Here is a 25,905-nt window from a genome sequence, read left to right as displayed (position 1 = left end):
CCTCGCCGGTCTCGGCCGCGGGTTCCTCAGCAGCGGCGGCAGGCTTTTCAGCGGCGCGCTTCTCGGCCGCCGGTTTCCGGGCCGGGGCGGCCGGTTCGGCCGGCGTTTCCGCCGCAGCGGGTTCGGCGGTCTGGGGCGCCTCGACGGCCGCAGCGGCCTCGGGGGTCTCGACCGGACCGGCAGCTTCCTCGTCCGAGGCGATCACCGGCGGCAGGCCCGATTCCGCCGGGCCGGCGGGGCGGGACGTCTGACGCTCTTCGCGGCGGTCCTCCCGCCGGTCGTCGCGGCGCTCATCGCGGCGTTCGTGCCGCTCCTGGCGGTCCGGCCGGTCCTGGCGGTGCTCATAGCGCTGGCCGTTCTGGCCGTGGCCGTTCTCGGTCTGGCCGTTGCCGTCCTGGAAATCGTCGTCGCGGCTCTGGTGCTGCTGGTTCTGACGCTCCGCCTGTTCGCGCTGCGCCTCGCCCAGCAGGCGGGTGTAATGCTCGGCATGCTGAAGGAAGCTCTGCTCGGCGACCCGGTCATTGGAAAGCTGGGCGTCGCGGGCGAGCGTCAGGTATTTCTCGATGATCTGCTGGGGCGTGCCGCGCACCTTGCCCTCGGGGCCCGAGGAATCGAAGACGCGGTTGACGATATTGCCCAGCGAACGCTGTCGGTTCGACTTGTTACGCGAACGGGATTTGGATGATCTCATCAGCTTGTTTGTCAGTTTTCGTCCGGCTTCGGCCGGCTGAGGTTGGGGTCATCTCGAAGGCGGGTGCCAGACCGGGTTGCGGCTGCAGGGCCGTTTCCCGCTTTACCAGGGAATTTCTGGGTTATCTGAGTATAGCTGACCCGTGCGTGGGCAGCGCCCCCGTCACAGTTGCGAATAAACACGCCGCCGCGCCGCTTACAAGCGAAAATTTCGTCGAATGCCGCAAAACACGCGGATCATTGCCGGCTCAGGTGGGCTTGCGGGCGGCGACCACCCGGTCGCGACCGTCCAGATCGGGCAGGATTCGCGGCTGCACCAGTCCCGCGGCCTGCATCAGCGCCGCCACCTGCCGGCCCTGCGTCGAGCCGATCTCGACCAGCAGCCGGCCGCCGGGCCGCAGATACAAGGGCGCGCCGGCGGCAATGGCCCGATAGGCGGAAAGCCCGTCCGCCTCGTCGGTCAGGGCGCCGCGCGGTTCCCATTCGCGAACCTCGGGCGACAGGTGATCCATCTCGGCCAGCGCAATATAGGGCGGGTTCGAGACGATCAGATCATATTCCCCCTCGACCCGCGCGAACCAGTCGGATTCGATGAAATCCGCGGCAACCCCTATCCTCCCGGCATTGTCCCGCGCCACCTGCAGCGCCGCGGCCGAGATGTCGGTCGCCACGCCGCGCGCGCCCGGCCGTTCGGCCAGAAGCGAGATCAGGATGGCGCCCGTGCCGGTCCCCAGATCCAGCACCGAGGCGAAGGGCTCGGCCAGCGCCGCCTCGACCAGGGCTTCCGTCTCGGGGCGCGGGTCGAGCGTGTCGCGGGTCACGCGGAATTCATGCTTCCAGAAGGCGCGGCGCCCCAGGATCTGGCTGACTGGCTGACGCGCGGCGCGGGCCGCAAGGGCTGCGTCGAAACGACGCAGCGCCTCGGGCGGCAAGGGTGCGGCCAGCGCGGCGGCCAGGTGGTGGCGCGGCAGGTCCAGAGCATGGGCCAGCAGCAGCCGCGCATCCTCGGCGGCGCCGGGCACCCCGGCATCGGCCAGCAGCGCGGCGCCCCGGCGCAGGGCCTCGGCACCGGAAGGCGCGGCGGCCATGGGATCAGCTTCCCTGCGCGGCCAGCCGCGCCGCCTGGTCATGGGCGGTCAGCGCATCGACGATCTCGCCGATCTCGCCCTGCATGATCCGGTCCAGCGAATAAAGCGTCAGCCCGATGCGGTGATCGGTCATCCGGCCCTGCGGGAAATTATAGGTGCGGATGCGTTCGGAGCGGTCGCCCGAGCCGACCTGCGACTTGCGGTCGGCGGCACGTTCGGCATCGGCGCGCGACCGCTCCATGTCGTAAAGCCGCGCCCGCAGCACCGCCATGGCATTGGCGCGGTTCTGGTGCTGGGATTTTTCGCTGCTGGTCACCACGATGCCGGTCGGCAGGTGGGTGATGCGCACCGCCGAATCGGTGGTGTTGACGTGCTGGCCACCGGCGCCACTGGCGCGCATGGTGTCGATGCGGATGTCGCCGGCAGGAATGTCGATATCGACCGCCTCGGCCTCGGGCAGCACGGCGACGGTCGCCGCGCTGGTGTGGATGCGGCCGCCCGATTCCGTTTCCGGCACGCGCTGGACGCGATGCACGCCGGATTCGTATTTCAGCTTGGCGAAGACCCCCTCGCCCGCGATCCGCGCCACCGCCTCGCGCACGCCGCCCAGGTCAGATTCGGCCAGTTCGAGCAGTTGGAACTGCCAGCCCTGCGATTCGGCGAAGCGGCGATACATCGCCAGCAGGTCGCCGGCGAAAAGCGCCGCCTCCTCGCCGCCGGTGCCGGGACGAATCTCCAGGATCGCCGGCCGGGCATCGGCGGCGTCGCGCGGCAGAAGCGCGATGCGCAGCGCATGCTCCAGCCCGGGCAGCAGGTCGCGCAGCCGGCCCAGTTCGTCGGTGGCCAGCTCGCGCATCTCGGGATCGGCCAGCATGGCCTGGGCCTCGGCAATGCCGCCCAGAGCCGCGCGCCATTCGGCGATCTGCGCCACCACCGGCTTCAGCTCGGCATATTCGCGGCTGATGCCGGCGATCTCGTCGGGCGCCGGGCCGGCATTGAGCAGCGCCTCGAGATATTCGAAACGCTCGACGATCTGGGAAAGGCGGTCCTGCGGCAGCATGACAGGGGATTAGCCGCTGCATCCGCGGCCGGCAAGGCGGAACCGCGACCCAGATCAAGGCACGCCGCGCCCTGCAGAGGCATCACAGGGCCGGCGCGCGGCGCTTGGGCTTCGCTGCAGGAAGAGTCTCCAACAGGCTGGAGAAAAAGAAAAAAGGGGCCGTGCGGCCCCTTTCCTCATGTCGCCCTCGGGCGGCTCATTCGGCCTTCACGGCCTCGACGGTGATCTTGATCTCCACCTCGTCCTCGACCGCCGGGGCGAACTTGCCCAGGTTGAACTCGCTGCGCTTGATCTCGGCCTCGGCGTCGAAACCGGCGGCCTCCTTGCCGACCATCGGATGGGCGGCGACCTGATTCAGGTCCACATCCAGCACCACCGGCTTGGTCACGCCGTTCAGCGTCAGATCGCCGGTGACCTTGGCCTCCTTGTCGCCATCAAGCTCGACCTTGGTGGATTTGAAGGTCGCCACCGCGCCGGCCGCATCGGTGTTGAAGAAATCCGCCCCGAACAGGTGCTTGTCCAGCTCAGGCGAGGGGGTGCGCAGGCCGGAAAGCGGGATGGTCGCCTCGACGCTGGAATTGGCCGGGTTCTCGGCGTCCAGCATCAGCTTGCCGGTCACGCCGTTGATGATGCCGGTGCTGGTCGAGAACCCCATGTGATCGTAGTCAAACACCACCTGGCTATGCGCCGGGTCGAAATCATACTGCACCGGCGCGGCCATGGCGGCCCCGGCGCCAAGGACGGCAACCGCGGCGAAAGAGGTGAAGACGGCTTTCATGCTGGACTCCTGATTAAATTTCTCATGAACGGTTCCCACAGGAAATGCCCCAATATCAACAAAGGTTTCCTTGCATTTTCCTGACAATTTCGTGTTTCGCCGCGGCGCGGAAACAGTGTCGCCGCACCGGCGAATATGCGGGCCTTGCGGGCGTTTTGCCTTGCATCCGGCGGCATGATCGCTATAAGGCCGCATCCTTCCGCAAATGCGAAACCGGCGCAGCCTCTCGTGGCGGGGCGCGGAAGGGTTGTCCCGCCGTTGAAGTGCGCCCTGAAAAAAGGTGCAGACATGCCGCTTTACGAGCATGTGCTGATCGCCCGCCAGGACCTGTCGAACACGCAGGCCGAGGGGCTGATCGAACACTTCTCCACCGTTCTCGCCGACAATGGCGGCAAGGTGGTCGACAACGAATATTGGGGTGTGCGCACCCTCGCCTACAAGATCAACAAGAACCGCAAGGGCCATTACGCCTTCCTGCGTTCGGACGCGCCCTCGGCCGCCGTGCAGGAGATGGAGCGCCTGGCCCGCCTGCATGACGACGTCATGCGCGTGCTGACGGTCCGCGTCGACGAGCACAAGGACGGCCCCTCGATCCAGATGCAGAAGCGCGACGAGCGCGAGCGCGGCGATCGTGGTGACCGTGGCGAGCGCCGCGACCGTGACGGCGACCGCGGCGAACGCCGCGAGCGTCGCGACCGCGACGACCGGAACTAAGGGAAAGGAACCAGGATCATGGCCAACAAACCCTTCTTCCGCCGCCGGAAAGTCTGCCCCTTCTCGGGCGACAACGCCCCCGCCATCGACTACAAGGACACCCGTCTGCTGCAGCGCTACATCAGCGAACGCGGCAAGATCGTGCCCTCGCGCATCACCGCCGTCTCGGCCAAGAAGCAGCGTGAACTGGCGCGCGCCATCAAGCGCGCCCGCTTCCTCGCCCTGCTTCCCTATGCCGTGAAGTAAGGAGAGACGATCATGCAAGTCATCCTGCTGGAACGTGTGGCCAAGCTGGGCCAGATGGGCGAAGTCGTGAAGGTCAAAGAGGGCTTCGCGCGCAACTATCTGCTGCCGCAGGGCAAGGCGCTGCGTGCCTCGGAAGCCAACATCAAGGCCTTTGATGAGCGCAAGGCGGAACTCGCCGCCCGCAACGACGAAAGCCGCAGCGAGGCCGAGAAGCTGGCCGCGAAGCTGGACGGCCAGACCTTCGTCATCATCCGCTCGGCCTCGGATGCCGGCGCGCTCTACGGCTCGGTCACCCCGCGTGACGCCGCCGATGTCGCCAATGCCGAAGGCTTCGCCATCGAGCGCCGCCAGGTCGTGCTGACCGGTCCGATCAAGGATCTGGGTCTGCACGAGGTCCGCGTGCACCTGCACCCGGAAGTCGACGTGACCATCAAGCTGAACATCGCCCGTTCGGCCGAGGAAGCCGAGCTGCAAGCCTCGGGCAAGTCGATCCAGGAACTGGCCGCCGAAGCCGATGCCGCCGCCGATTTCGAGATCGCCGAACTGTTCGACGAAATCGGCTCGGCCGGTCGCGACGAGGACGAAGCCGCGAACTGATCGCGCCTTCCCACCGAACCGGAAAAACGCGCCGCGACCCGGCGCGTTTTTTCATGTCCGCTGGCCGGCGCAGAATGCGCTTGCACAAGCCCCGCCGGGGCCGGAACATTCGTGCGGGTTGCGGGGTTTAGTCGCCAAGCGCCCCATCGCGAAAGGAATTCCCGCCATGCGCTCCCAGGACGAGCCGCCCGCAGACCATACCGAAGCCGACGTGACCAGCGAAACCCGCTTCGGCCCCCGCCCGGTGCCCGAGGGCCATCGCCGCCCTGCCGCCCATCACGAGTCGCGGCGCATCCCGCCGCATGGCGATGTCTCGCCCGATGGCACCCGCCCCTGGCCGCACCCGTCGCGCGGTGCGAAATGGCTGACCTGGGGCGGCACCACCCTGGCCGCGGCGGCACTGACCGCCGGCACGGTGATCGCGGCCCGCCGGGTCATCGACCTGCTGTCGGAAGACGAGCCGCCCCGGCGACGCGGCAGCCTCGCCCCGCGCTTCGCCGAGATGGACCAGGCCGAGCGCGAGGCCATGCGCCGGCGCACCCTTCAGCGCGAGGCCGAAGCGGCCCGCGAAGCCGCGCGCATCCGTGCCGAGGCCGAGCGCGGCCGGCCCCGCCCCCGCCGGCAGCCGCGCCAGAGCCTGATGCAAGAGGTCGACGCGAATACCGCCAGCCTGGCCCAGGGCGTCGAAAGCGTCATGCGTTCGGTCAGTTCCGCCATGGCCGGGTTCCGCTCGGTCGCCGGTCAGGCCACGGCCATCATGCAGGAGTTCGGCGATGCCGCCGCTCTGGCTCAGGGCATCTTCGGCCGACAGGGCCGCGAGGAGGCCGATACGCCAAGGCCGCGCCATCCGCAGCCGGATGACCGGCACGGCGCGCATATGCCCGATCTGCGCGACGACCCGCTGCTGCATGACCCGATGGAGGGACCGGAGCCCGAAGGCCCGGCCGACCACGACCCGCGCACCCACCGGCTTTGAGCTTCGCAGGCGCTGGCTGTCGCGGCGGGACACGGCGCGATGAAGCGCCGCTTTCCGGATCCTGCAGCCGCCGCAGCCCGCTCTCCCTGCATGGAAAAAGGCCGGCCCCGAGGGGCCGGCCTTTCGCATGGATGGCGGGACCGGATCAGGCCTGGTCCAGCGCCTCGATGGCCTTTTCCAGCTCTTCCTTGGTCACGTCCTTGTCGGCGACCTTGGCGCCTTCGACGATATGGTCGACGACCTTGTCTTCGAAGATCGGCGCGCGCAGCTGCTGCTGGGCCTGCGGATTCTGCTGGATGAACTCGAAGAAGGCGCGTTCCTGGCCCGGGAACTGGCGGGCCTGGCGCAGCACGGCCTGGGTCATCTCCTGATCCGACACGGTGATCTCGGCCTTCTGGCCGATCTCGGCCAGCAGCAGGCCCAGGCGGACCCGGCGCTCGGCCAGCGACTTGTGCTCCTCGGTGGGCTCGATCTCGCCATGGTTATGGCCGTGCTCCTCCGGGTGCTCCTCGTGCCAGAGCTGGTGCGCGATCTGATGCGCCTCGGCCTCGACCAGCGATTCGGGCAGGTCGAACTTGACCAGCGCGTCCAGCTTGTCCAGCAGCGCGCGCTTCAGCACCTGGCGCGAAGCGCCCTTGAACTCGGCCTCCAACCGCTCGCGGATCTGGCCCTTCAGCGCGTCCAGGCTTTCGGCGCCGAATTTCTTCGCCAGCTCGTCGTCCAGCTCGGCCGGTTTGGGGGCCTTGACCGCCTTCACCGTGGTCTCGAAGACGGCATCCTTGCCGGCCAGATGCGGGGCGCCGTATTCCTCGGGGAACTTGACCTCGACCTTGACCTCGTCGCCGGCTTTCGCGCCGACCAGCTGCTCCTCGAAGCCGGGGATGAAGCTGCCCGAGCCCAGCACCAGCGGATAGTCCTCGGCGGTGCCGCCCTCGAAGGCCTCGCCATCGACCATGCCCTTGAAGTCGATCACGACCTGGTCGCCGTCCTTGGCCTTGCTGCCCTTCTTGCGGTCATCGAAGGACTGGGCGTTCTTGGCCAGGTTCTCCAGCGCCTCGTTCACCTGCTCGTCGCTGGCCGAGACGACCAGCCGCTCAAGCTCGATGCCCGACAGGTCGGCTTCCGGGATCTCGGGCAGGGCCTCGTAGGCGACGGTGACGACGACATCGTCGCCCTCTTTCCAGGTTTCGCCATTGACCATCTCGATCTTCGGCTGGACGGCAGGACGGTCGCCGGATTTCTCCAGATGGGCGCGCAGCGCCTGGTCGATGGCTTCCTGCATGGCGTCGCCAATGACGCGCTGGCCGAACTGCTTCTTCAGCAGCGCCATCGGCACCTTGCCCTTGCGGAAGCCCTTCATCTCGACCTCGGGCTGTGCCTCTTTCAGCTTCGCATCCACCTGCGTCGCCAGATCGGCCGCCGGCAGGGTGAACTCGTAGCCCCGCTTCAGCCCTTCGTTCTGGGTTTCCTTGACCTGCATTTGTCTTCCTTCATCCAACCATGCCGCGGCAGGAAGGCCAGCCCTCCATTCCGGCGACGAAGCCCTTGCCCCGCGCCCCCGCCTGTTTCAGCGCGCTAGCTAGGGGATTTCGCCGCCCATAGCAAGGAGGAAGGCGGGTTTTGGCGCTGTTGCGGGCGATCCGGCAGGCGGAAAGCCGGCCGGCACCGCCGGCGGAAAGCGGCAGCGGATGAGCGTGCTTTCCGCTGCCGCCCACCCGGCCTTCGGCGGCGGAACGCGCCACGGCGAACATGGACCAATCGCGCTTTTTGAGGGGGCGGCCGACGGCCGACCCTGGGGACCGACACCTCCGCCGCAGGCGGTTTTGCGCAACCGCCGGCCGTGATGCCCGGGAAATCATCGCACTGCCGAAATTAGGTCAGCAAACAATACCTAACTTATGGACATATTCCCTTCCTCACGCCGGCAGGGCATACAGGCGGTGTTCCGTAAGTGGTTGTTTGTTAAACTTGGTAAGCGGTTCTTTGTTACCTGTTCAAACCTGACCGGGCGGGCGCGCTGTACTGCGCCCGCCCGGTTGTGAATCCGCCGTCCGTCACCGGATTCCTCCCCGCCGGGGCGACTGTTCCTGCCGCCAGATTGGCGCCGGAGTCCCCCTTGGCGATAGCGCGCCATCGCTGGATCGCAACAAAACAGCCAAATGGGCCCGACCCTTGGCTGCACGGCATCCCGAAATGAAAAAGGCCGCCCAAGGCGGCCTTTTTGCGTGAACTAGCGGCGGCGTCAGGTCCGGGCGCGCACCACCTGCAGCAGCGGCATCACCTCGGACATGTCCGGCCCGTGCGGCTGGCCGGTCAGGGCCTTGCGCAGCGGCATGAACAGGCCCTTGCCCTTGCGGCCGGTCGCCGCCTTCACCGCATTGGTGAACTCGCCCCAGCTTGTTTCGGTATAGGGCGGCGGCGGCAGCAGCTTCATCGCCTCGGCGATGAAATCGGCGTCCTCGGCATCGACCTGCGGCTCGGCGCCTTCCGAGAAGATCTCCCACCAGCCGGCCAGATCGTCCAGCTTGGTGATGTTCTGCGAGGCGACGCGCCAGAACCGCTCGGCCAGCGCATCGGGCACGCCAAGCGCGGCAATGCGGTCCTTGACCTCGGCAAAGGGGCGCGCCTGGTTCGCCTCGCGCGTCAGCGGCCACAGATCCTCGGCGTCGAACTTGGTCGGCGAGGCGCCGAATTGCGACAGCTCGAACCCCTCGGCCAGCTCGTCCAGCGACATCCTCAACTCAACCGGCTGCGAGGAGCCCAGCCGCGCCATCAGCGACAGAAGCGCCTCGGGCGCCACGCCGTTTTCGCGCAGATCCTTGATCGCCAGCACGCCCAGGCGCTTGGACAGCTCCTCGCCCTGGGCCCCGGTCAGCAGGCTGTGATGGGCAAAGGCCGGCGGCTCGGACCCCAGCGCGCGGATGATCTGGATCTGGGTCGCGGTATTGGTCACATGGTCGGCGCCGCGCACGATATGCGTGACCGCCATGTCGGCGTCATCGACGGAGCTCGCGAAGGTGTAAAGCACCTGCCCGTCGGCGCGGATCAGCACCGGGTCGGAAACGCTGGCCGCGTCGATGGAAATGTCGCCCAGGATGCCGTCGGTCCACTCGATCCGCTCCTGATCCAGCAGGAAGCGCCAGTAGCCGTCGCGGCCCTCGGCGCGCAGCCTGTCCTTGTCCTCGGCCGAGAGCTTCAGCCCGGCGCGGTCATAGACCGGCGGCTTGCCCATGTTGAGCTGCTTCTTGCGCTTCAGGTCCAGCTCGGTCGGGGTTTCGAACACCTCGTAGAGCCGCCCGGCCTCGCGCAGGCCCTGCGCCGCCTCGGCATAGCGGTCCAGGCGGTCCGACTGCCGCTCGATCCGGTCCCAGGTCAGGCCCAGCCATTCCAGGTCGCGCTGGATGCCGTCGGCATATTCCTGCTTCGACCGCTCGCGGTCGGTATCGTCCAGGCGCAGGATGAAGGTGCCGCCCGCCTTGCGCGCGATCAGATAGTTCATCAGCGCCGTGCGCAGGTTGCCGACATGGATATGGCCGGTGGGCGATGGGGCGAAACGGGTGGTGGTCATGGGAGGTCTCCTGTCGGCTTCGCTCTTTCACAAACGGCGGTTTTTGTCCATATCGGGACCAAAGACGAGGTGAGCCGATGCTTGACTGGAAAGACGCCGAGGCCCCCGACGCGGCCATGATCGAGGAACTGGCGCGCGAGGCCATCGCCGGGCTGCCGCCGGAATTCGCCGGTCCCGCCGCGCAGGTGGTGCTGCGCATCGAGGATTTCGCCAGCGAGGAATTCCTGGACGAGCTGGAGATCGACGACCCGCTGGAGCTGACCGGGCTTTACGACGGCGTGCCGATGACCGAGAAATCCGCCAGCGAGCCGCAGCATTTCCCCGATACGGTCTGGCTGTTCCGCCGCGCCATCCTGGACGAATGGGCCTCGCGCGGCGACGTGACCCTGGGCCAGCTGGTCGCGCATGTCGTGGTCCATGAATTCGCCCATCATTTCGGCTGGTCCGACGACGACATCGCCGCCATCGACCGCTGGTGGGAATGATGCACCAGGCGCCGATCCTGACCATCACCCTGAACCCCGCGCTTGACGTCACCACCGCCGCCGAGCGCGTGGTGCCCGACATCAAGCTGCGCTGCGCGGCGCCGCGCGTCGACCCGGGCGGCGGCGGCATCAATGTCAGCCGGGCGATCCGCGCCATGGGCGGCGACAGCACGGCGCTGGTCGCGCTTGGCGGCGCCACCGGCCAGCGCATCGCCGAACTGCTGGCGGAAACCGGTGTCCCGCTGATGACCCTGCCGGCGCCGGGCGAGACCCGGCAGTCCCTGACCGTGGACGACCGCACCATCCGCCAGCAATACCGCTTTGTCATGCCCGGCCCGGAATGGTCCAGGGCCGATGTCGCGGCCGCGCTGGAGGCCGCCGCCGGCGCCGCCGGACCCGGCGCGCTGGTGGTGCTGTCGGGCTCGAACCCGCCGGGCGTGCCGGCCCGCTTTGCCGCCCTGCTGGCCGAGCGGCTGCGCGGCAGCGGCGCACGGCTGATCGTGGACACCTCGGGGCCGGCGCTGGCCGAGATCGCCGCCGCCACCGACCGCCGGGTCGAGATCCTGCGCATGGATGACGACGAGGCCGAGGGGCTGGCCGGCCGGCCCCTGCCCTATCGCGCCGACACCGCCGCCTTCGCGGCCAGCCTCGTCGCCTCGGGCGCGGCGCATGGGGTGATCGTGGCGCGCGGCCGCGACGGCAACATCATCGCCACCGACCAGGGCATCTGGCATGCCGAGGCGGCGCGGGTGCAGGTGGTCAGCAAGGTCGGCGCCGGCGACAGTTTCCTGGCCGGCTTCACGCTCGGCCATGCCCGCGGCTGGCCGGTCGGCGAGGCGCTGGGGCTGGCCGCCGCCGCCGCCTCGGCCACGGTGCTGACGCCAGCGACCAAGCTGTGCCGGGGCGAGGATGTCGAGCGGCTGTTCGCCGCCCGCGTGGTGACGCAGATGCGCGCCGCCGCCCGGGGCTGAGACGGCCGGGGGGCTAGCCGCGCCCATCCATGCGCACGAAATCCAGTACGCTGCCCTGCGCGGGGCGCAGCTCGGACCAGTTGTCGATCTGGAAATCGACCACCAGCGTCGCCGCGGTCGGATAGCGGCGGAAATCCGGGTCCAGCGGCGCCCGCGCCGGCAGCATGGCGGCGAATTCGGCGATGCCGGGATTGTGGCCGATCATCATCACCGTCGGGGCCGAGGCGCTGCGCAGGATCTCCAGCATCTTCTCGGGCGTGGCGTGGTAAAGGCCCGGTTCGTAACGGATCTGCGGCCGCACCTCCAGCGGCGCCATGGCGATGCCGGCCCAGGTTTCGCGCGTGCGCTCGGCGGTCGAGCACAGCACTTCCTCGGGTTCATAGCCGCGGCTGGCCAGCCAGTCACCCAGCTCGCGGGCCGAGCGGCGGCCGCGAGCGTTCAGCGGCCGGTCGTGATCCGGTTGCGCCGGATCGTCCCAGGACGATTTCGCATGGCGGGTCAGGATCAGACGGCAGTGTCCGGGAGGGGTCATCGAATTGCCTTTTCGGCCATACGGTTAAGGTTGGGCAACGGGACCGAGCCTGCCACAGCTTCCGCCGCGCGGGCAACCACTCTTTTCGCCGGGCCGGCCGCCCCGATTCTACAGCCCGCTATCGCCCTGGCGCAAGCCGCGCGGCTTGACCCGCGGCTCGGTCGAGCGGATCAGCGAACCGGCGCCATGTTCGGTGAACAGCTCCAGCAGGCAGGCATTCGCCACCCGCCCGTCCAGGATCACCACGGCGCGCACGCCCTCCTCCAGCGCCTTCAGCGCGGTCTCGGTCTTGGGGATCATGCCGCCGGCGATGGTGCCGTCGGCGATCATCGCCCGCACCTGGTCGGGATGCATCGCGGTCACCACCTCGCCCGAGGCGTCCTTGACCCCCGAGACATCGGTCAGCAGCAGCAGCCGGTCGGCCTTGAGCGCCCCGGCAATGGCGCCGGCGGCGGTGTCGCCGTTGACGTTGAAGGTCTCGTTATCCTCCATCCCCGTCGCCACCGGGGCGATGACCGGGATCAGCCCGGCATTGTAGAGGTCGCGGATGATCTGGACGTTCATCTCGACCGGGCGGCCGACGAAGCCCAGTTCGGGGTCGTCCGGCTCGCAGACTATCAGGTCGTCGTCCTTGCCGGAAATGCCGACCGCGCGGCCGCCGGCATCGTTGATCGCCTGCACGATGCGTTTGTTGACCAGGCCGGACAGCACCATTTCGACCACCTCGACGGTCTCGCGGGTGGTGACGCGCTTGCCGCGCACGAAACGGCTTTCGATGCCCAGCTTGCCCAGCAGGTCGTTGATCATCGGGCCGCCGCCATGGACCACGACCGGGTGGATGCCGACCTGTTTCATCAGCACGATGTCGCGGGCGAATTCCGCCATGGCCTCGTCGTCGCCCATAGCATTGCCGCCGAACTTCACCACCACCACGGCGCCGGAATAGCGCTGCATGTAAGGCAGGGCCTCGGACAGAGTGCGGGCGGTGGCGATCCAGTCACGGTTCATCTTCTGCTTTCTCATCGAAGGCCCCTGTTCGTCGCGCCCGACCCTAGGACGCCGGTGCCGATCAGTCCAGAGCGGCCCGGTCAAGATTCGATTCAGTCGAGACCGGCGATGATGGCGCGCAGCGTGGCGATGCCCTGCCCCTTGTCCGAGCTTGTGACCACAAGCTCGGGGTAGGCGGCGGGATGCTTCTGCAGCGCCTCCTGCACCTGCGCGACGGTGGCCTCCATCGCCTGGACGCCGATCTTGTCGGCCTTGGTCAGCACCACCTGGAAGGGCACGGCCGAACGGTCGAGCAGCTTCATGATCTCGTGATCGACATCCTTCACGCCATGGCGCGAATCGATCAGCGCAAAGGCCCGGCGCAGCGTCGGCCGGCCGGCCAGGTAGTTCTTCAGCAGCGCCTGCCATTTCGCCACCACCGCCACCGGGGCCTTGGCAAAGCCATAGCCGGGCAGGTCCACCAGATAGGCTTGGTCGCCCAGGGTGAAATAGTTGATCTCCTGCGTGCGGCCCGGCGTGTTCGAAGCCCGCGCCAGCCCGTTCCGGCCGGTCAGCGCGTTGATCAGGCTGGACTTGCCGACGTTCGAGCGGCCGGCGAAGCAGATCTCGGGCCGGTCGGCGGGCGGCAGCCCGTCCATGGCGACCACGCCCTTGAGGAAATCGACCGGCCCGGCGAACAGTTTGCGCGCCGCCTCGGCCACCTCGGCATCGGGCTCGGGGGCGACGGGAAAGGCGACCTTCATGCCCGCACCTCGTCCCCCAGCGCGATCTCGCCGCCGGTCACCACCTCGGCATAGATGCCGAAGTCGCGATGGCCGAATTGCGCCTCCAGCGCCTCGGGCATGGCGATGTCGATGCGGCCGGTCGCGGGGTCGGCGCTGGTCGCCGGGCAGCGGCCGATGGTCTCGGTCACCCGCAGCTCGACCTCGCCCACGGTCAGGACATGGCCGATCAGATCGCGTTCGGCATAGGGGGCCCAGCCGTCCAGCCACAGATTGCCACGCCAGCGTTCGACGCCCAGAGCCATCCCCAGCCGCGATTCCAGGTCGGCCAGGCTCGACAGCGACAGGATGGAGATCCAGGGCTGATTCACATCGGTCCAACCGGTCGGCCCCCGCACCAGACGGGTGGGGCCAGGCTTGCCCTCGGACCAGAGCGGGCGGACCCAGTCCACCAGCCGCGCGCCCTCGGTCTCGGGGTCGAAGTCCAGATCGGCCAGGTCGGGATGGGTCAGGCGGATCCGCCCGTCCTCCGCACCCTCGCCCCAGCCGCCCTGCACCGCCTGCAGCCCGGCCGATGCGGCGCCGCGCAGGAAGCAGGACTTGGGCAGCCAACGCTGCGGCACGTCGCCGGCGTGACGCTCGCCGCCCTCGGTCAGCAGCGCCCAGAGCCGGTCGCCCGGCAGCCGCCGCGCCGCGGCCAGGCGGGTGCGGCGCAGGTCCTCGCCGCCGATCGCCTTGATCGGGTGCCGGCGGATCCGGGCGATGCGGCCGGTCATTTGCCGCCCTTGTCCCCGGGCTTGCCCTTGTCACCGGCCGCCTTGGATCGTGCCGGCAGGCTGGAGCGGATGTTGCCGAACAGGTCGGGGCGGTGGCCATGCATCGACATGATCGTGTATTGCTGCAGGATTGTGATGGTGTTGTTGGTGATCCAGTACAGCACCAGGCCCGAGGCGAAGCCGCCCAGCATGAACATGAAGATCCAGGGCATCCAGGCGAAGATCATCTTCTGCGCCGGATCGGCCGGGGCCGGGTTCAGCTTCTGCTGCATCCACATCGAGATGCCCAGCAGGATGGCGAGGATCGGCAGGGTGAAGCTGTGCAGGAAGCTGCCCTGTCCCGGCGTCGCCCAGGGCAGCAGGCCGAACAGGTTCCACAGGCTGGACGGGTCCGGCGCCGAAAGGTCGCGGATCCAGCCGATCCAGGGCGCATGCCGCAGCTCGATGGTGACGAAGATCACCTTGTAGAGCGAGAAGAAGATCGGGATCTGCAGCAGCACCGGCAAACAGCCCGCGGCGGGGTTCACCTTCTCGCGCTTGTAGAGCTCCATCACCTCTTTCTGGTATTTCATCCGGTCGTCGCCGATGCGGCCCTTGATCGCCTCCATTTCCGGCTGCAATTCCTTCATCTTGGCCATCGAGATGTAGGATTTGCGCGCCAGCGGGAAGACCAGCAGCTTCAGCACGAAGGTCAACGCGATGATCGCCCAGCCCATGTTGCCGATCATGCCGTGCAGCCAGTGCAGCAGGCGGAAGATCGGCTTGGTCAGGAAGTAGAACCAGCCCCAGTCGATGGAATCGACGAAACGGTCGATGCCGGGATTTTCCTGATAGCCGTTGATGACCTCCCAAACCTTGGCGCCGGCGAACAGGTGGCTGGCGCTGGTGCCGGTGGCGCCGGGGGCGACGGTCTGCACCGGCATGCGCGTCTCGGCCTGGTAGATGTCGGCGCCGGGGGCGTATTTCACCACCGCCGTGAAGGGATTGCCCGGCGCGGGGGCCAGCGTCGTCATCCAGTACTTGTCGGTAAAGCCGATCCAGCCGTTTTCCTGGACCTCGATCAGTTGCGCCGGCCCCTCGCCCGGCAGCGCGGCGAGATCGGGCAGGTTCTTGTATTTCTCCTCCAGAAGCTTGCCGTCGGTCATGCCGACGATGCCTTCGTGCAGCACGAAGAAGTTCTGGGTATCGGGCTTGCCGTGGCGGGCGAGGATGCCGTAGGGCGCGGCCGAGAACGGCGCCGAGCCGGTGTTCTCGACCGATTGCGTCACGGTGAACAGGAACTTGTCGTCAAGCTCGTAGATGCGGCGGAAGATCTGCCCCGCGCCGTTGTCCCAGCGCAGCGTGACCGGCTGGCCGGGCGCGAGGGTCGAGCCGGATTCGATGGCCCACAGCGTGGCCGGGCCGGGGACCAGCGCCGGATCGGTGCCGGCGGCGGGCATCCAACCATAGACGGCGTAATAGGGTTTCTGCACCGCAAGCTGGGTGTCGCCGCCCGGCGCGACCGGGCTGCCCTGGGCCTGTAGCTCGGGCTTGGCGGTGGGCGAAAGCAGCCGCACGAAGGGCGAACCGGGGTCCAGCGTCTCGTGATAGCCGGTCAGTTCCAGATCGTCGATCCGCCCCCCCGCCAGCGAGATGGTGCCGGCAAGCGAGGGCGACTCGATCTTCACCCGGCCGGCCTTGGCCGAGGGATCGGCACTGGTCGCCGCATCGGCCGCCAGAGCCGGGGCGGCGCCCTGCGGCGCGGCGCCAGGCGCCGCCGGACTGCCCGTGCCGGGCGCGGCGCCTTGCCCCGTGGTGCCCTGCCCGGTCCCTTGCGTCGTGGTCTGCGCCCCATCCTGCGCGGGCGGCGCCGGCTCGGGGGCGAAGAAGATCGACCAGACGAGCATGACGAGGGCCGAAAGCACCATCGCCAGGATAAGGTTGCGGTTGTTGTCTTGCATTCCGGACCAGCCCTTCGTCGTCACCCAGCCTGAGGGTTCGGGCCGCTTCAACAGAAGCGACCGGCAAAGGTCAAGGGAATTTGCCCGAAAACCGCCGAGCGGACTGTGCAGCGCCCGGCCGCGCGCCGGCGGACGCGCCACGGTCGCGGCACCGGCAGAGCGGCGTCGAGGCCAAGGGAAGCAGGCCATTTCGGCCGCATGGCCCAAACCGATCACCAGGCGGCATGGCGCGGGTCAGACCCTGCGCCGCAGATCGAAGGGCGCCGGCAGGGAATGGCCATGCTCCAGCAGGAAATCGTCGACCGCGCCGGGCTCCAGCGGCGGCAGGACGGCCGGCCCCTGCACCGCGTCGAAGCCGATCTGCGCCAGAAAGGCGTTCTCCTCTGGCGTGGCGACGCCGTCGGCCAGGGTCTTCAGCCGCAGGTGTTCGGCCAGCGCCAGGATGGCCAGAATCATGCGCTGCTGGTCGGCCCGCCGGTCGCAACCCGCGATGAAGTCGCGGCCGATGCGGACCCGGCCGATGCCGAAGCGGCGCAGGTCGGCCAAGCCGGCGCTGCCGGTGCCGAAATCCCCCAGCGCAATGGCGCAACCCGCCGCGGCAAGGCTCTGCAGGCTCGCCGACACCGGCATCCGCCCGCCGCGGCCGCCGACGGGCTCGCAGATCTCGATCTCCAGCCGGTCGGGCGAGAGATCCTGGCGGTCCAGTTCCCACAGGATCGAGTCGGCCAGCACCGGGTCGGCCAGCATCCGGTCCGACAGCGGCAGCGACAGCAGCGGCACGCGCGCGCCCATCCGGTCCCAGCCCTTGAAGGCGCTCAGCGCCAGGCGCAGCACATGCGCGGCGATCCGGCCCAGGCTTTCGTCGTCGAGGCGCGGCTCGACCTCCTCCAGATCACGGCCGTCGCGATCGTCGATACGCAGCCGCGGCACCGCCCGCAGCGCCAGCACCTGACCGGTATCGCAGCAGATCTGCGGCTGGAACAGCAGGGCGACGCGCTCCAGCGCGAAGGGCGCGGAGTCTGTCCCGCCATCCTCGGCGCCAAGCTCGACGAACCGCAACTGCCCCGCGACCGAGAGCGGGCTGCAACCCTGCAGCGCCGCCCGGCCCTGCGCGTAAAGCGCATCCGGCGGCCGGGTGCCGCTTTCGTCGCTGACGATGACCCCGTTCAGCACCGGGCAGATCCGCAGCTCCGGCAGTTCGACCCCGGCGCGGCAGATGGTCTGCAGGCGCGCAAGCAATCCGGGAACCGCCTGCCGCCGGCCAATGGCGAAAAGGCCCAGGATCTCGGGCGAGCCGGGGGCGCGGGATTGCGGCAGCAGCCGCAACTCGGCGACCAGGCGGCGCGCCAGCAGGTCGAGCATCTGTTCCAGCAGCGCCGGGCCAAGGCCCAGGCGCAGGGTCTCGACATTCTCGATCCGCAGCACCAGCGCCAGCCGGGCCCTGTCCTGCCCGGCGCCCGTCCTCTTGACCAGCCGTGTCAGCCGCGCCGCCGCGGCGGTGATTCCGTAAGCCATGCCCAGATCCGAATCTGTTGTCCGGCTTGCAGACTAGCCCGCGACGCTTTTCGTTCGGTTAATGTTCGCGCAGGATCGGCACGGGTTTTTCGCTAAAATCCGACGCATCCGGCATCAGCGCCGTGAAGTCGAACAGCTTCGGGTCCGGCAGATGCGAGGGGCGCACGTTCATCAGCGCCCGGAACATGACCTGACGCCGGCCGGGCGCGCGCGTTTCCCATTCGTCCAGCAGCTTCTTGACCTGCATCCGCTGCAGCCCCTCCTGACTGCCGCAGAGGTCGCAGGGGATGACCGGATAGTTCATGGCGCGGGCGAACCGCTCGCAATCGGCTTCGGCCACGAAGGCCAGCGGACGCAGCAGGTTCAGATCCCCCTCTTCGTTCAGGAGCTTGGGCGGCATCGAGGCCAGCCTGCCGCCATGGAACAGGTTCATGAAGAAGGTTTCCAGGATATCGTCGCGGTGATGGCCCAGCACCACGGCCTGGCAGCCCTCCTCGCGGGCGATGCGATAGAGGTTGCCGCGGCGCAGGCGCGAGCACAGGCTGCAATAGGTCCGCCCCTCGGGCACCTTCTCCTTCACGATGGAATAGGTGTCCTGATATTCGATGCGATGCGCCACCTGCCGGTCGGTCAGGAATTCCGGCAACACGGTCGCGGGAAAGCCGGGCTGGCCCTGGTCGAGGTTGCAGGCCAGCAGCTCGACCGGCAAGAGCCCGCGCCATTTCAGCTCGTGCAGCACGGCGAGCAGCGTGTAGCTGTCCTTGCCGCCCGACAGGCAGACCAGCCAGCGGTCGCCGGGGCGGATCATGTCATAGGTCTCGATCGCGGCGCGGGTCTCGCGCACCAGGCGCTTGCGCAGCTTGCGGAATTCGGTCGAGGACGGGGCGCCGCGAAACAGCGGGTGGATTTCCTCGGCCGTGTCGAAATTCTCGGTCTCGCTGGCGATATCGTCCCGCATCATTCGTCCTCGTCGGGCTTGCGCGCCCTGATTAGCATGAAAAGCGCCGCGGCGTCAGTCCTGCGGCTGTTCCGAACCCGGCACCGGATCGTGGCCATGTCCGCCCCAGGGATGGCAGCGGCAGATGCGCCGCGCCGCCAGCCAGCCGCCCCGCACCGCGCCATGCCGCTCCAGCGCCTCGAGCGCATAGGCCGAGCAGGTGGGCTGGAAGCGGCAGCCATGCCCGACCCAGGGGCTGGCAACCAGCCGGTAGCCGCGCACCGGCAGCGCCAGCAGATGCGCGAGCGGGCTCATTTGCCATGCACCCGCGCCAGTGCGGCGGCAAGGTCGGCGCGCAATTCGGCGAAGTCACGGCTGACCGTGGAGTCCGGCCGGCCGACCAACACGTAATCCCAGCCGGGCCGCGCCGCGGCCGGCATGACCTCGCGCGCCAAGGCCCGCAGCCGACGCTTGGCGCGGTTGCGCATCACCGCGTTGCCGATCTTCTTCGAGCAGGTGAAGCCGACCCGGATCGCCTGCCCCGCCTCGTCCTCGGGACGCCGGCGGGCCTGCAGCAGAAAACCGGGCATGCCCTGCCGGCGGGCCGAGGCCGCACGCAGGAAATCCGCCCGCTTGCGCAGGGTCTCCAGCCCAGTCCGCGTCTCGGCCGCCGAAACGGCAGAAGCCGCCCTGTCCGGCGTCGGCTCAGCGACGGACCGGTCAGCGGCGGCTGCTTCGGGGGTGCTGCCCATCACGGAAAGCCCACGCCCTGAGGCGCGAAGGCTTACGCGCTGAGGGACTTGCGGCCCTTGGCGCGGCGGGCGTTGAGCACGCGGCGGCCGCCCTTGGTCGCCATGCGCGCGCGGAAGCCGTGGCGGCGGGCGCGAACCAGGTTCGACGGCTGGTAGGTGCGTTTCGACATCTTTCAACTCCGGGTCGGGGCGTGTCAGGGTATGGGCCACCAGCCCACGCAAGACGCGCCGGTCATTCGAGGCCCGCTGGATAGTCGCCCGCGCCGGCCAAGTCAACCGCAATAGGTGGATTTCGGCAGAGTTGCCGCCGACGGGCAGCAGGCAGGGAACCTAGGCAATGTCACGCATGTTTGAACTGCGCGGCCCCAGCCATTATGTGAAGCAACGGCGCCGAGACAAGGGGAATTGCAGAACCGACCATGTCCCTGAATACCCTTTCCGGCCGATTCGCGCTGCTGACGGGCATTTTCGTGCTCTTGGCGGAAGTGTTGATCCTGTTGCCGTCGATCGCAAACTATCGGCTGGATTTCCTGGAATCGCGGCTCGAGCGCGCGCAGATCGCCAGCCTTGCGCTGCTGGCGACCGACGAATCGCTGGCCTCGGACCTGGAATCCGAGCTGCTGGAGAATGCCGGCGTCTTCAACGTGGTGCTGCGGCGCAATGACGTGCGGCAACTGGTGCTGTCTTCGCCGATCCCGGGGCCGATCTCGGCCACCTACGACCTGCGCGAGCAGCCGTTCTGGACCTCGATCCGCGATGCCATGGTGCAGCTTCTGGATCCGCACAACCAGGTGATCCGGGTGATCGGCGCCCCGGTGAACCAGGCCGGCCAGCTGATCGAGATCACCACCGACACCCAGGGCCTGCGCACCGAGATGATCGACTATGGGCTGCGGTTGTTGCTGATCTCGGCCGCCTTCTCGATCCTGACCGCGATCCTGCTGAACGTGGCGGCGCAAAGGCTGCTGCTGGTGCCGATCCGCCGGGTCATCAACCACATGACCGCCTATGCCGGCGCGCCCGAGGATGCGCGCTCGATCATCACGCCGACCGCGCGGCTGACCGAATTGAACGAGGCCGAGACGGCGCTGGCCGCCATGCAGCGCACCGTGACCTCGGCGCTGAAGCAGAAGGACCGGCTGGCGCAACTGGGCCAGGCCGTGGCGCGCATCAGCCACGACCTGCGCAACATCCTGACCACGGCGCAGATCTTCGCCGACCGGCTGGAGACCAGCGCCGACCCCGCGGTGCGCCGGGCCGCGCCCAAGCTGGTGAATTCGATCAGCCGGGCCGTGAACCTGTGCGAAACGACGCTGGCCTTCGGCAAGGCCGAGGAACCGGCGCCGTCGCTGTCGCGCTTCAACCTCTCGGCGCTGGTGGCCGAGGTGACCGAGGGCGAGGCCATGGCCGCAGACCGGCTGGACGGGGCCGAGCCGATCGAGTTCCTGACCGACATCCCGCCCAGTCTGACCATCCGCGCGGACCGCGACCAGTTGTTCCGGGTGCTGTCGAACCTGGTGCGCAACGCCCGGCAGGCCATCGAGGCCACGCGGCAACCCGGCACCATCGAGATCGGCGCCGGCGAGGACGAGACGGAATGGTGGATCCGCATCGGCGACACCGGCCCCGGCCTGCCGAAGAAGGCGCGCGACTTCCTGTTCCAGCCCTTCTCGGGCGGCTCGCGCAAGGGCGGCACCGGGCTGGGCCTTGCCATCGCGGCGGATCTGGTGCGCAACCATGGCGGCCGTCTGGAGCTTCTGCGCAGCGACGAGGAGGGCACGCAGTTCATCCTGCACCTGCCGCGCCAGCTTGCCATGGTCGCGCCGCGCCCGGAATCCGCGGTGGAATGAGGCGCAGGGGGCGGTGCCGGAAAAAGATTTCCGAAATGGTGATTTTGGGTCTTGCACCCCCCCGGCACTGTCTCTAGATAACCGCCTCACAGCGGACCCGTAGCTCAGCTGGATAGAGCACCAGACTACGAATCTGGGGGTCGGGCGTTCGAATCGCTCCGGGTCCGCCATGTAATCCCCCAAAAAACTGTGAAGCGTCGCCCGGCTTTGTGACGCTCCGGCTCGCGGCCGGGGGCCTGTGTCCCATGAAAAAGGCCGCCATGCAGGCGGCCTTTCGGTCCGTTACCAGGCCGCCGTCACTGGCGCGCCAGCCATTCCGTGATGCAGCGGCGCAGGTTGGTCTCGCCCAGATCGCGGGCATCGTCGATCACCCGCCGCAGCTCGGCCAGGTTCACGCGCCGGATCAGGTGCTTGACCGGCCCGATCGAGGCCGGGCGCATCGACAGCCGCCGGAAACCCAGCGCGGCGAAGGTCACCGCCTCGATCGGCCGGCCGGCATCCTCGCCGCAGAACGACACCGGCACCCGCGCCTCGTCGCAGCGCTGCACGATCTGGTCCAGCAGGGTGATGAACGAGGTGTTCAGCGTGTCGTAGCGCCGGCGCACCCGCTCGTTCTCGCGGTCGGCGGCAAAGAAGAACTGCTTCAGATCATTGCCGCCCACCGAGATGAAATCGCACATCTCGAAGAACTTCTTCGGCGCGAAGGCCAGCGAGGGGGTTTCCAGCATGGCGCCGACCCGGATGTCCGAGGGCATGGCATGGCCCAGCCGCTGCTCGCGCGCCAGCTGCTCCATCAGCAGCTTATGCGCCTCCTCGAACTCGTGCATCTCGGTGATGAAGGGGAACATCACGTGCAGCGGCCGGCCCACCGCGGCGCGAATCAGCGCCTGCAACTGCATCCGCAGCACGCCGCGCTTGTCGAGACCCACCCGGATCGCCCGCCAGCCCATCGCCGGGTTCGGCTCGTCCTGCGGTTTCATATAGGGCAGCACCTTGTCCGAGCCGATGTCCAGGGTGCGGAACATCACCGGCTTGCCATGGGCATTGTCCAGCACATGCGCGTAAAGCGCCGCCAGCTCGCCCCGGCGCGGGACGCGGGTGCGGGTCAGGAACTGCAGCTCGGTGCGGAACAGGCCGACGCCCTCGGCGCCCGAGCTTTCAAGGCTGGGCAGGTCGGCCATCAGGCCCGCATTCATGTAAAGCTGGATCGTGGTGCCGCAGGTCGCGGTCGCCGGCAGGTCGCGCAGGCCGGCATAGCGCTTCTGCGCCTCGGCCTGCATGGCCACCTTGTCGCGAAAGGCCTTGGTGATCGATTCCTCGGGGCGCAGATGCACGGTGCCCATGTCGCCGTCCACCAGGATCTGGTCGCCGTTCAGCGCCTCGGAGGTGATGCGCTCGGTATGGATGACCAGCGGGATCGCCAGCGCCCGGGCGACGATGGCGGCATGGCTGCCGACCGAGCCCTCTTCCAGCACCACGCCGCGCAGCCTGCGGCCGTAATCCAGCAGCTCGGCCGGGCCGATATTGCGGGCGACCAGGATCGGATCCTCGGGCATTTCGGCGCCGGTGTCGCGGCCCTGCCCGGTCAGGATGCGCAGCAGCCGGTTCGACAGGTCGTCGAGATCGTGCAGACGGTCGCGCAGATAGGGGTCGGCGGCGCTTTCCAGCCGGGCGCGGGCCTGGCTCTGTTCTTTCTCGACCGCAGCCTCGGCCGAAAGGCCCAGCTCGATCGCCTCCTCCATCCGCCGCAGCCAACTGCGGGAATGGGCGAACATGCGATAGGTCTCCATCACCTCGGCCGAATCGCCCGACCCCATGTCGGTGGCGGCCAGCAGGGAATCGACCGTGGTGCGCAGCATGGCCACGGCTTCGACCAGGCGCGCCTTCTCTTTCAGCGGATCGTCGGCGACCGGATTGGTCACCACCACGCGCGGCTCGTGCAGCCAGACACGGCCCTCGGCGCAGCCCTCCTGCCCGGTGCTGCCGCGGAACATCACCGGGAAGCGGTGCTGCAGGGGCAGGCTGTCGGCTTGCGAACCAAGGAAGGCGCCCAGCTCGGCCATCTCGGCCAGCACCATGGCGACGACCTCGAGGCCATAGACCTCGTCCTCGGAAAACTGGCGGGCGTCGCGGGACTGCACCACCAGCACCCCCAGCCTTTCGCCGACACGCTGGATCGGCACGCCGAGAAAGCTGGAAAAGATCTCCTCGCCGGTCTCGGGCATGTAGCGGAAGCCGGGCTCGGCCGGGGCGTTGGCGGTGTTCACATGTCGGCCGGTGCGGGCGACGCGGCCCACCAGCCCCTCGCCCAGCCGCAGCCGGGTCTGGTGCACCGATTCGGGCTTCAGCCCTTCGGTGGCGCAAAGTTCCAATGTGTCGGGATCGCGGAAAAGATAGATCGAGCAAACCTGCGTTCCCATCGAATCAGCGATGTGATGGGTGATCTGATCGAGACGATGCTGGCCGCCCCCGGGGGCGGCCAAGGTTTCGCGCAGCCGCAGCAGCAGCTTGCGCGAGTCACTGTCCTTGCGTTCGGGCATAATCCTCCCGCTTCAGCCTGTCGGGCCGGGCTCAGGCCCGTTCCAGTTCGAAGGCATCATGCAGCGCCTGCACCGCCAGTTCCATATATTTGCGGTCGATCAGCACCGAAATCTTGATCTCGCTGGTGGAGATCACCTTGATGTTGATGTTTTCATCGGCCAGCGCCTTGAACATGCGCGCGGCGACGCCGGCATGGCTGCGCATGCCGATGCCCACCACCGAGACCTTGGCGACCTCGGTATCCACGACCAGCTCGTCATAGGCGATGGTGCCGGCGGCCCTGGCCTCCTCCATCGCCTTCTTGGCGCGGGCGACCTGGTTCACCGGGCAGGAAAAGGTCATGTCGGTCACCGCGCCCGGGTGATCCTCGTAATCCTTTTCCGAGATGTTCTGGACGATCATGTCCACGTTGACGCCGGCATCGGCCAAGGGGGCGAAGATCGCCGCCGAGATGCCGGGCCGGTCCTCGACGGTGACCAGGGTGATCTTGGCCTCTTCACGGGAATAGGCGACGCCGCTGACGACTTTCGATTCCATGATTTCATCCTCATCGCAGACCAGAGTGCCGCTGGTCTCATCCGTATCCTCGAACGAGCTGAGCACCCGCAGGCGGACCTTGTAACGCATCGCCAGCTCGACCGAGCGGGTCTGCAGCACCTTGGCGCCCAGGCTGGCCAGTTCCAGCATTTCCTCGAAGGCGATCCTGTCAAGCTTGCGCGCCTTCGAGGTGATGCGCGGATCGGTGGTGTAGACCCCGTCCACATCGGTATAGATGTCGCAACGCTCGGCACCGAAGGCGGCGGCGAAGGCGACGGCGGTGGTGTCCGAGCCGCCGCGGCCCAGCGTGGTGATGCGGTTGTCCGAGGCCAGCCCCTGGAAGCCCGCGACCACGGCCACCCGCATGCCCTCGGCGAATTTCTGATTGATGTTGTCGCAGGGGATCGACACGAACCGCGCCGAGGAATGCTGCGCGGTGGTGTTGATCGGCACCTGCCAGCCCTGCCAGCTGCGCGCGGGCACGCCCTGCTCCTGCAGGGTCAGCGCCATCAGCCCGGCGGTGACATTCTCGCCCGAGGCGACCACGGCGTCGTATTCGCGGGCATCGAACAGCGGCGAGGTCGCCTCGACCCAGCCGACCAGTTCGTTGGTCTTGCCCGACATGGCGCTGACGATGACGATCACGTCATAGCCGCGCTCGACCTCGCGTTGAACCTTCAGTGCGGCATTCTTGATGCGGTCCAGGTCGGCCACCGAGGTGCCGCCGAATTTCATCACCAGAAGCGGCATTCCCTTGCCCCCCAGCAGTTTCCGGGGCGGGTTCTATGGGCGGGCCGGGGAAAGAACAAGGGGCGGCGGGTATTTCCGCCCCTGTCCGGCGCATTTTTTGCCGCGCGCCCCGGCCCGGACCGCGACCGGTCTTGATGACGGGGCGGCGGGGCCGCAAAAGGCGGCCATGAAAGCCACCCATGACGAATCCACCTTCACCCTGACCGGCAACATCTGGTCCGCCACCTATCCGCTGGAGGAGCTGCCGAAATGGCTGCACTTCTATCGCGACCGGTGCGAGCGCTTCCCCAGGGCCGCAAGCAGCTACGCCGCCACCATCGCGGCGCTGGAGGCGCTGGAGAAGGCGCTGGCTGCGCAGACATGACCCCGACCGGCTCAGGTGCCGGACAGATCCCGCCAGCGGCTGTGGATGTTCTCGCAATGCGCGTTTTCCGCGAATGCCCGATCCATCAGGGCCATGAAAGCCGTCCGCCACAAAGACGGCGGCTGCCGATAGACCCGCGAACAGAGGGGCTCGGACTGCTGTCCTCCAAGAATCCTGTTGATGCGGACTGACGTGCTCCACCAAGCGTTCATGGGAACCTCGTTTACTCTTCAAATGCCTTCCAACAGAAAAAGGTGACGCCTTTGAAACAGGCGGCGGCCCCTTGGAACATGAACCGCTTCTGATGCAACAAAGTCACGCTGGCTTTTTGGTCAGGCGGATGGTCCACCGGCCCGAAAGCGGTTGACTGGCCGTCGCCGAAAAGAGGAATGGTCGGGGCGAGAGGATTCGAACCTCCGGCCTACGGTACCCAAAACCATGCCGATTGACTGGCTGGCCTGCGATAAACTGCAAACTCCCTAGACTTTCGACTACGCGACTTCAATAG

Annotated in this window: 26 protein-coding genes and 1 tRNA gene; 9 read left to right on the top strand and 18 right to left on the bottom strand. The window is 68.0% G+C overall.

Annotated elements, in window-relative coordinates:
• The 4 genes from ACFOMP_RS07240 to ACFOMP_RS07225 form a co-directional block, all read right to left on the bottom strand.
• Positions 1-691 (bottom strand): DUF4167 domain-containing protein (locus ACFOMP_RS07240; protein ID WP_379029041.1); only part of this gene is annotated, 691 nt, incomplete at its 3' end.
• A gap of 247 nt (positions 692-938) precedes the next feature.
• Complete coding sequence (gene prmC / locus ACFOMP_RS07235; protein WP_379028976.1) at positions 939-1,778, bottom strand: peptide chain release factor N(5)-glutamine methyltransferase; 840 nt, start codon at positions 1,776-1,778, stop codon at positions 939-941.
• A 4-nt stretch (positions 1,779-1,782) separates the two neighbouring features.
• Entirely contained in the window at positions 1,783-2,838 is a 1,056-nt protein-coding gene (gene prfA, locus ACFOMP_RS07230; RefSeq protein ID WP_289894099.1) for a peptide chain release factor 1, read from the bottom strand.
• A gap of 196 nt (positions 2,839-3,034) precedes the next feature.
• A complete protein-coding gene (locus tag ACFOMP_RS07225; protein ID WP_379028973.1) occupies positions 3,035-3,616 on the bottom strand; it encodes a YceI family protein in 582 nt (193 codons plus the stop codon).
• 288 nt (positions 3,617-3,904) lie between these two features.
• Here ACFOMP_RS07225 and rpsF point away from each other — a divergent pair, with 288 nt between their 5' ends.
• From rpsF to ACFOMP_RS07205, 4 genes are all read left to right on the top strand, one after another.
• Positions 3,905-4,330 carry a 30S ribosomal protein S6 gene (gene rpsF, locus ACFOMP_RS07220; RefSeq protein ID WP_289894101.1) on the top strand — a complete coding sequence of 142 codons (426 nt, stop codon included), beginning with the start codon at positions 3,905-3,907 and terminating at the stop codon, positions 4,328-4,330.
• Positions 4,331-4,348: 18 nt separating this feature from the next.
• The gene (gene rpsR / locus ACFOMP_RS07215) at positions 4,349-4,576 is read left to right on the top strand and encodes a 30S ribosomal protein S18 (RefSeq protein ID WP_011747229.1); all 228 of its coding nucleotides are present in this window, start codon (positions 4,349-4,351) and stop codon (positions 4,574-4,576) included.
• A 12-nt stretch (positions 4,577-4,588) separates the two neighbouring features.
• Positions 4,589-5,173: a 50S ribosomal protein L9 gene (gene rplI, locus ACFOMP_RS07210; RefSeq protein ID WP_289894102.1), complete on the top strand. Its 585-nt coding sequence runs from the start codon at positions 4,589-4,591 to the stop codon at positions 5,171-5,173.
• Positions 5,174-5,339: 166 nt separating this feature from the next.
• Complete coding sequence (locus ACFOMP_RS07205) at positions 5,340-6,149, top strand: hypothetical protein (RefSeq protein ID WP_379028968.1); 810 nt, start codon at positions 5,340-5,342, stop codon at positions 6,147-6,149.
• A 145-nt stretch (positions 6,150-6,294) separates the two neighbouring features.
• Here ACFOMP_RS07205 and tig read toward each other — a convergent pair whose 3' ends face one another.
• Together tig and gltX are read right to left on the bottom strand one after the other, a co-directional pair.
• Positions 6,295-7,629, bottom strand: coding sequence for a trigger factor (tig, locus tag ACFOMP_RS07200; RefSeq protein ID WP_289894104.1), 1,335 nt, complete (start codon positions 7,627-7,629; stop codon positions 6,295-6,297).
• A gap of 762 nt (positions 7,630-8,391) precedes the next feature.
• Complete coding sequence (gltX, locus tag ACFOMP_RS07195) at positions 8,392-9,717, bottom strand: glutamate--tRNA ligase (RefSeq protein WP_289894105.1); 1,326 nt, start codon at positions 9,715-9,717, stop codon at positions 8,392-8,394.
• Positions 9,718-9,794: 77 nt separating this feature from the next.
• Between gltX and ACFOMP_RS07190 the strand changes: the two genes are divergently transcribed.
• Both ACFOMP_RS07190 and ACFOMP_RS07185 read left to right on the top strand, forming a co-directional pair.
• Positions 9,795-10,202, top strand: a complete 408-nt coding sequence (locus tag ACFOMP_RS07190) for a metallopeptidase family protein (protein WP_289894106.1) — start codon at positions 9,795-9,797, stop codon at positions 10,200-10,202.
• Positions 10,202-11,173, top strand: coding sequence for a 1-phosphofructokinase family hexose kinase (locus tag ACFOMP_RS07185; RefSeq protein WP_379029038.1), 972 nt, complete (start codon positions 10,202-10,204; stop codon positions 11,171-11,173). The genes ACFOMP_RS07190 and ACFOMP_RS07185 overlap by 1 nt, the downstream gene beginning before the upstream one ends.
• Positions 11,174-11,186: 13 nt before the next feature.
• Here ACFOMP_RS07185 and ACFOMP_RS07180 read toward each other — a convergent pair whose 3' ends face one another.
• The 10 genes from ACFOMP_RS07180 to rpmH form a co-directional block, all read right to left on the bottom strand.
• Positions 11,187-11,705, bottom strand: coding sequence for a SixA phosphatase family protein (locus ACFOMP_RS07180; protein ID WP_289894107.1), 519 nt, complete (start codon positions 11,703-11,705; stop codon positions 11,187-11,189).
• A gap of 108 nt (positions 11,706-11,813) precedes the next feature.
• Positions 11,814-12,713 (bottom strand): acetylglutamate kinase, encoded by a 900-nt coding sequence (gene argB, locus ACFOMP_RS07175; RefSeq protein WP_289894814.1) that lies wholly within the window; start codon positions 12,711-12,713, stop codon positions 11,814-11,816.
• A gap of 92 nt (positions 12,714-12,805) precedes the next feature.
• Positions 12,806-13,456 carry a ribosome biogenesis GTP-binding protein YihA/YsxC gene (gene yihA, locus ACFOMP_RS07170; RefSeq protein WP_379028963.1) on the bottom strand — a complete coding sequence of 217 codons (651 nt, stop codon included), beginning with the start codon at positions 13,454-13,456 and terminating at the stop codon, positions 12,806-12,808.
• Positions 13,453-14,211, bottom strand: a complete 759-nt coding sequence (locus ACFOMP_RS07165) for an MOSC domain-containing protein (protein ID WP_379028960.1) — start codon at positions 14,209-14,211, stop codon at positions 13,453-13,455. The genes yihA and ACFOMP_RS07165 overlap by 4 nt, the downstream gene beginning before the upstream one ends.
• On the bottom strand, positions 14,208-16,151 hold the full coding sequence (yidC, locus tag ACFOMP_RS07160) for a membrane protein insertase YidC (RefSeq protein ID WP_379028957.1): 1,944 nt from the start codon (positions 16,149-16,151) through the stop codon (positions 14,208-14,210). Before yidC ends, ACFOMP_RS07165 begins: the two co-directional genes overlap by 4 nt.
• A 234-nt stretch (positions 16,152-16,385) precedes the next feature.
• Positions 16,386-17,666 carry an EAL domain-containing protein gene (locus tag ACFOMP_RS07155; protein WP_379028954.1) on the bottom strand — a complete coding sequence of 427 codons (1,281 nt, stop codon included), beginning with the start codon at positions 17,664-17,666 and terminating at the stop codon, positions 16,386-16,388.
• Positions 17,667-17,724: 58 nt separating this feature from the next.
• Complete coding sequence (ttcA, locus tag ACFOMP_RS07150) at positions 17,725-18,624, bottom strand: tRNA 2-thiocytidine(32) synthetase TtcA (RefSeq protein WP_289894815.1); 900 nt, start codon at positions 18,622-18,624, stop codon at positions 17,725-17,727.
• 54 nt (positions 18,625-18,678) lie between these two features.
• Entirely contained in the window at positions 18,679-18,918 is a 240-nt protein-coding gene (yidD, locus tag ACFOMP_RS07145) for a membrane protein insertion efficiency factor YidD (RefSeq protein WP_289894112.1), read from the bottom strand.
• Positions 18,915-19,355, bottom strand: coding sequence for a ribonuclease P protein component (rnpA, locus tag ACFOMP_RS07140; RefSeq protein ID WP_379028951.1), 441 nt, complete (start codon positions 19,353-19,355; stop codon positions 18,915-18,917). The genes yidD and rnpA overlap by 4 nt, the downstream gene beginning before the upstream one ends.
• A gap of 32 nt (positions 19,356-19,387) precedes the next feature.
• A complete protein-coding gene (gene rpmH / locus ACFOMP_RS07135) occupies positions 19,388-19,525 on the bottom strand; it encodes a 50S ribosomal protein L34 (protein ID WP_017998233.1) in 138 nt (45 codons plus the stop codon).
• A 249-nt stretch (positions 19,526-19,774) separates the two neighbouring features.
• Here rpmH and ACFOMP_RS07130 point away from each other — a divergent pair, with 249 nt between their 5' ends.
• Together ACFOMP_RS07130 and ACFOMP_RS07125 are read left to right on the top strand one after the other, a co-directional pair.
• The gene (locus ACFOMP_RS07130; RefSeq protein ID WP_289894114.1) at positions 19,775-21,205 is read left to right on the top strand and encodes a sensor histidine kinase; all 1,431 of its coding nucleotides are present in this window, start codon (positions 19,775-19,777) and stop codon (positions 21,203-21,205) included.
• 93 nt (positions 21,206-21,298) lie between these two features.
• Positions 21,299-21,375: transfer RNA gene (locus ACFOMP_RS07125), tRNA-Arg, on the top strand.
• A gap of 126 nt (positions 21,376-21,501) precedes the next feature.
• Here the strand turns inward: ACFOMP_RS07125 and ptsP are convergent.
• Both ptsP and ACFOMP_RS07115 read right to left on the bottom strand, forming a co-directional pair.
• A complete protein-coding gene (gene ptsP, locus ACFOMP_RS07120) occupies positions 21,502-23,745 on the bottom strand; it encodes a phosphoenolpyruvate--protein phosphotransferase (RefSeq protein WP_289894115.1) in 2,244 nt (747 codons plus the stop codon).
• Positions 23,746-23,776: 31 nt separating this feature from the next.
• Positions 23,777-25,033 carry an aspartate kinase gene (locus tag ACFOMP_RS07115; protein ID WP_289894116.1) on the bottom strand — a complete coding sequence of 419 codons (1,257 nt, stop codon included), beginning with the start codon at positions 25,031-25,033 and terminating at the stop codon, positions 23,777-23,779.
• Positions 25,034-25,199: 166 nt separating this feature from the next.
• Here ACFOMP_RS07115 and ACFOMP_RS07110 point away from each other — a divergent pair, with 166 nt between their 5' ends.
• Complete coding sequence (locus tag ACFOMP_RS07110; RefSeq protein ID WP_379028946.1) at positions 25,200-25,397, top strand: hypothetical protein; 198 nt, start codon at positions 25,200-25,202, stop codon at positions 25,395-25,397.
• Positions 25,398-25,905 lie beyond the last annotated feature (508 nt).

Origin of the sequence: Paracoccus simplex, from assembly GCF_042648325.1 — a bacterium.
In the GTDB taxonomy this organism is placed as follows: Bacteria; Pseudomonadota; Alphaproteobacteria; order Rhodobacterales; family Rhodobacteraceae; genus Paracoccus; species Paracoccus simplex.
The sequence above is the reverse complement of the archived record's forward strand: the minus strand, read 5'-3'. Positions and strand labels throughout refer to the sequence as shown.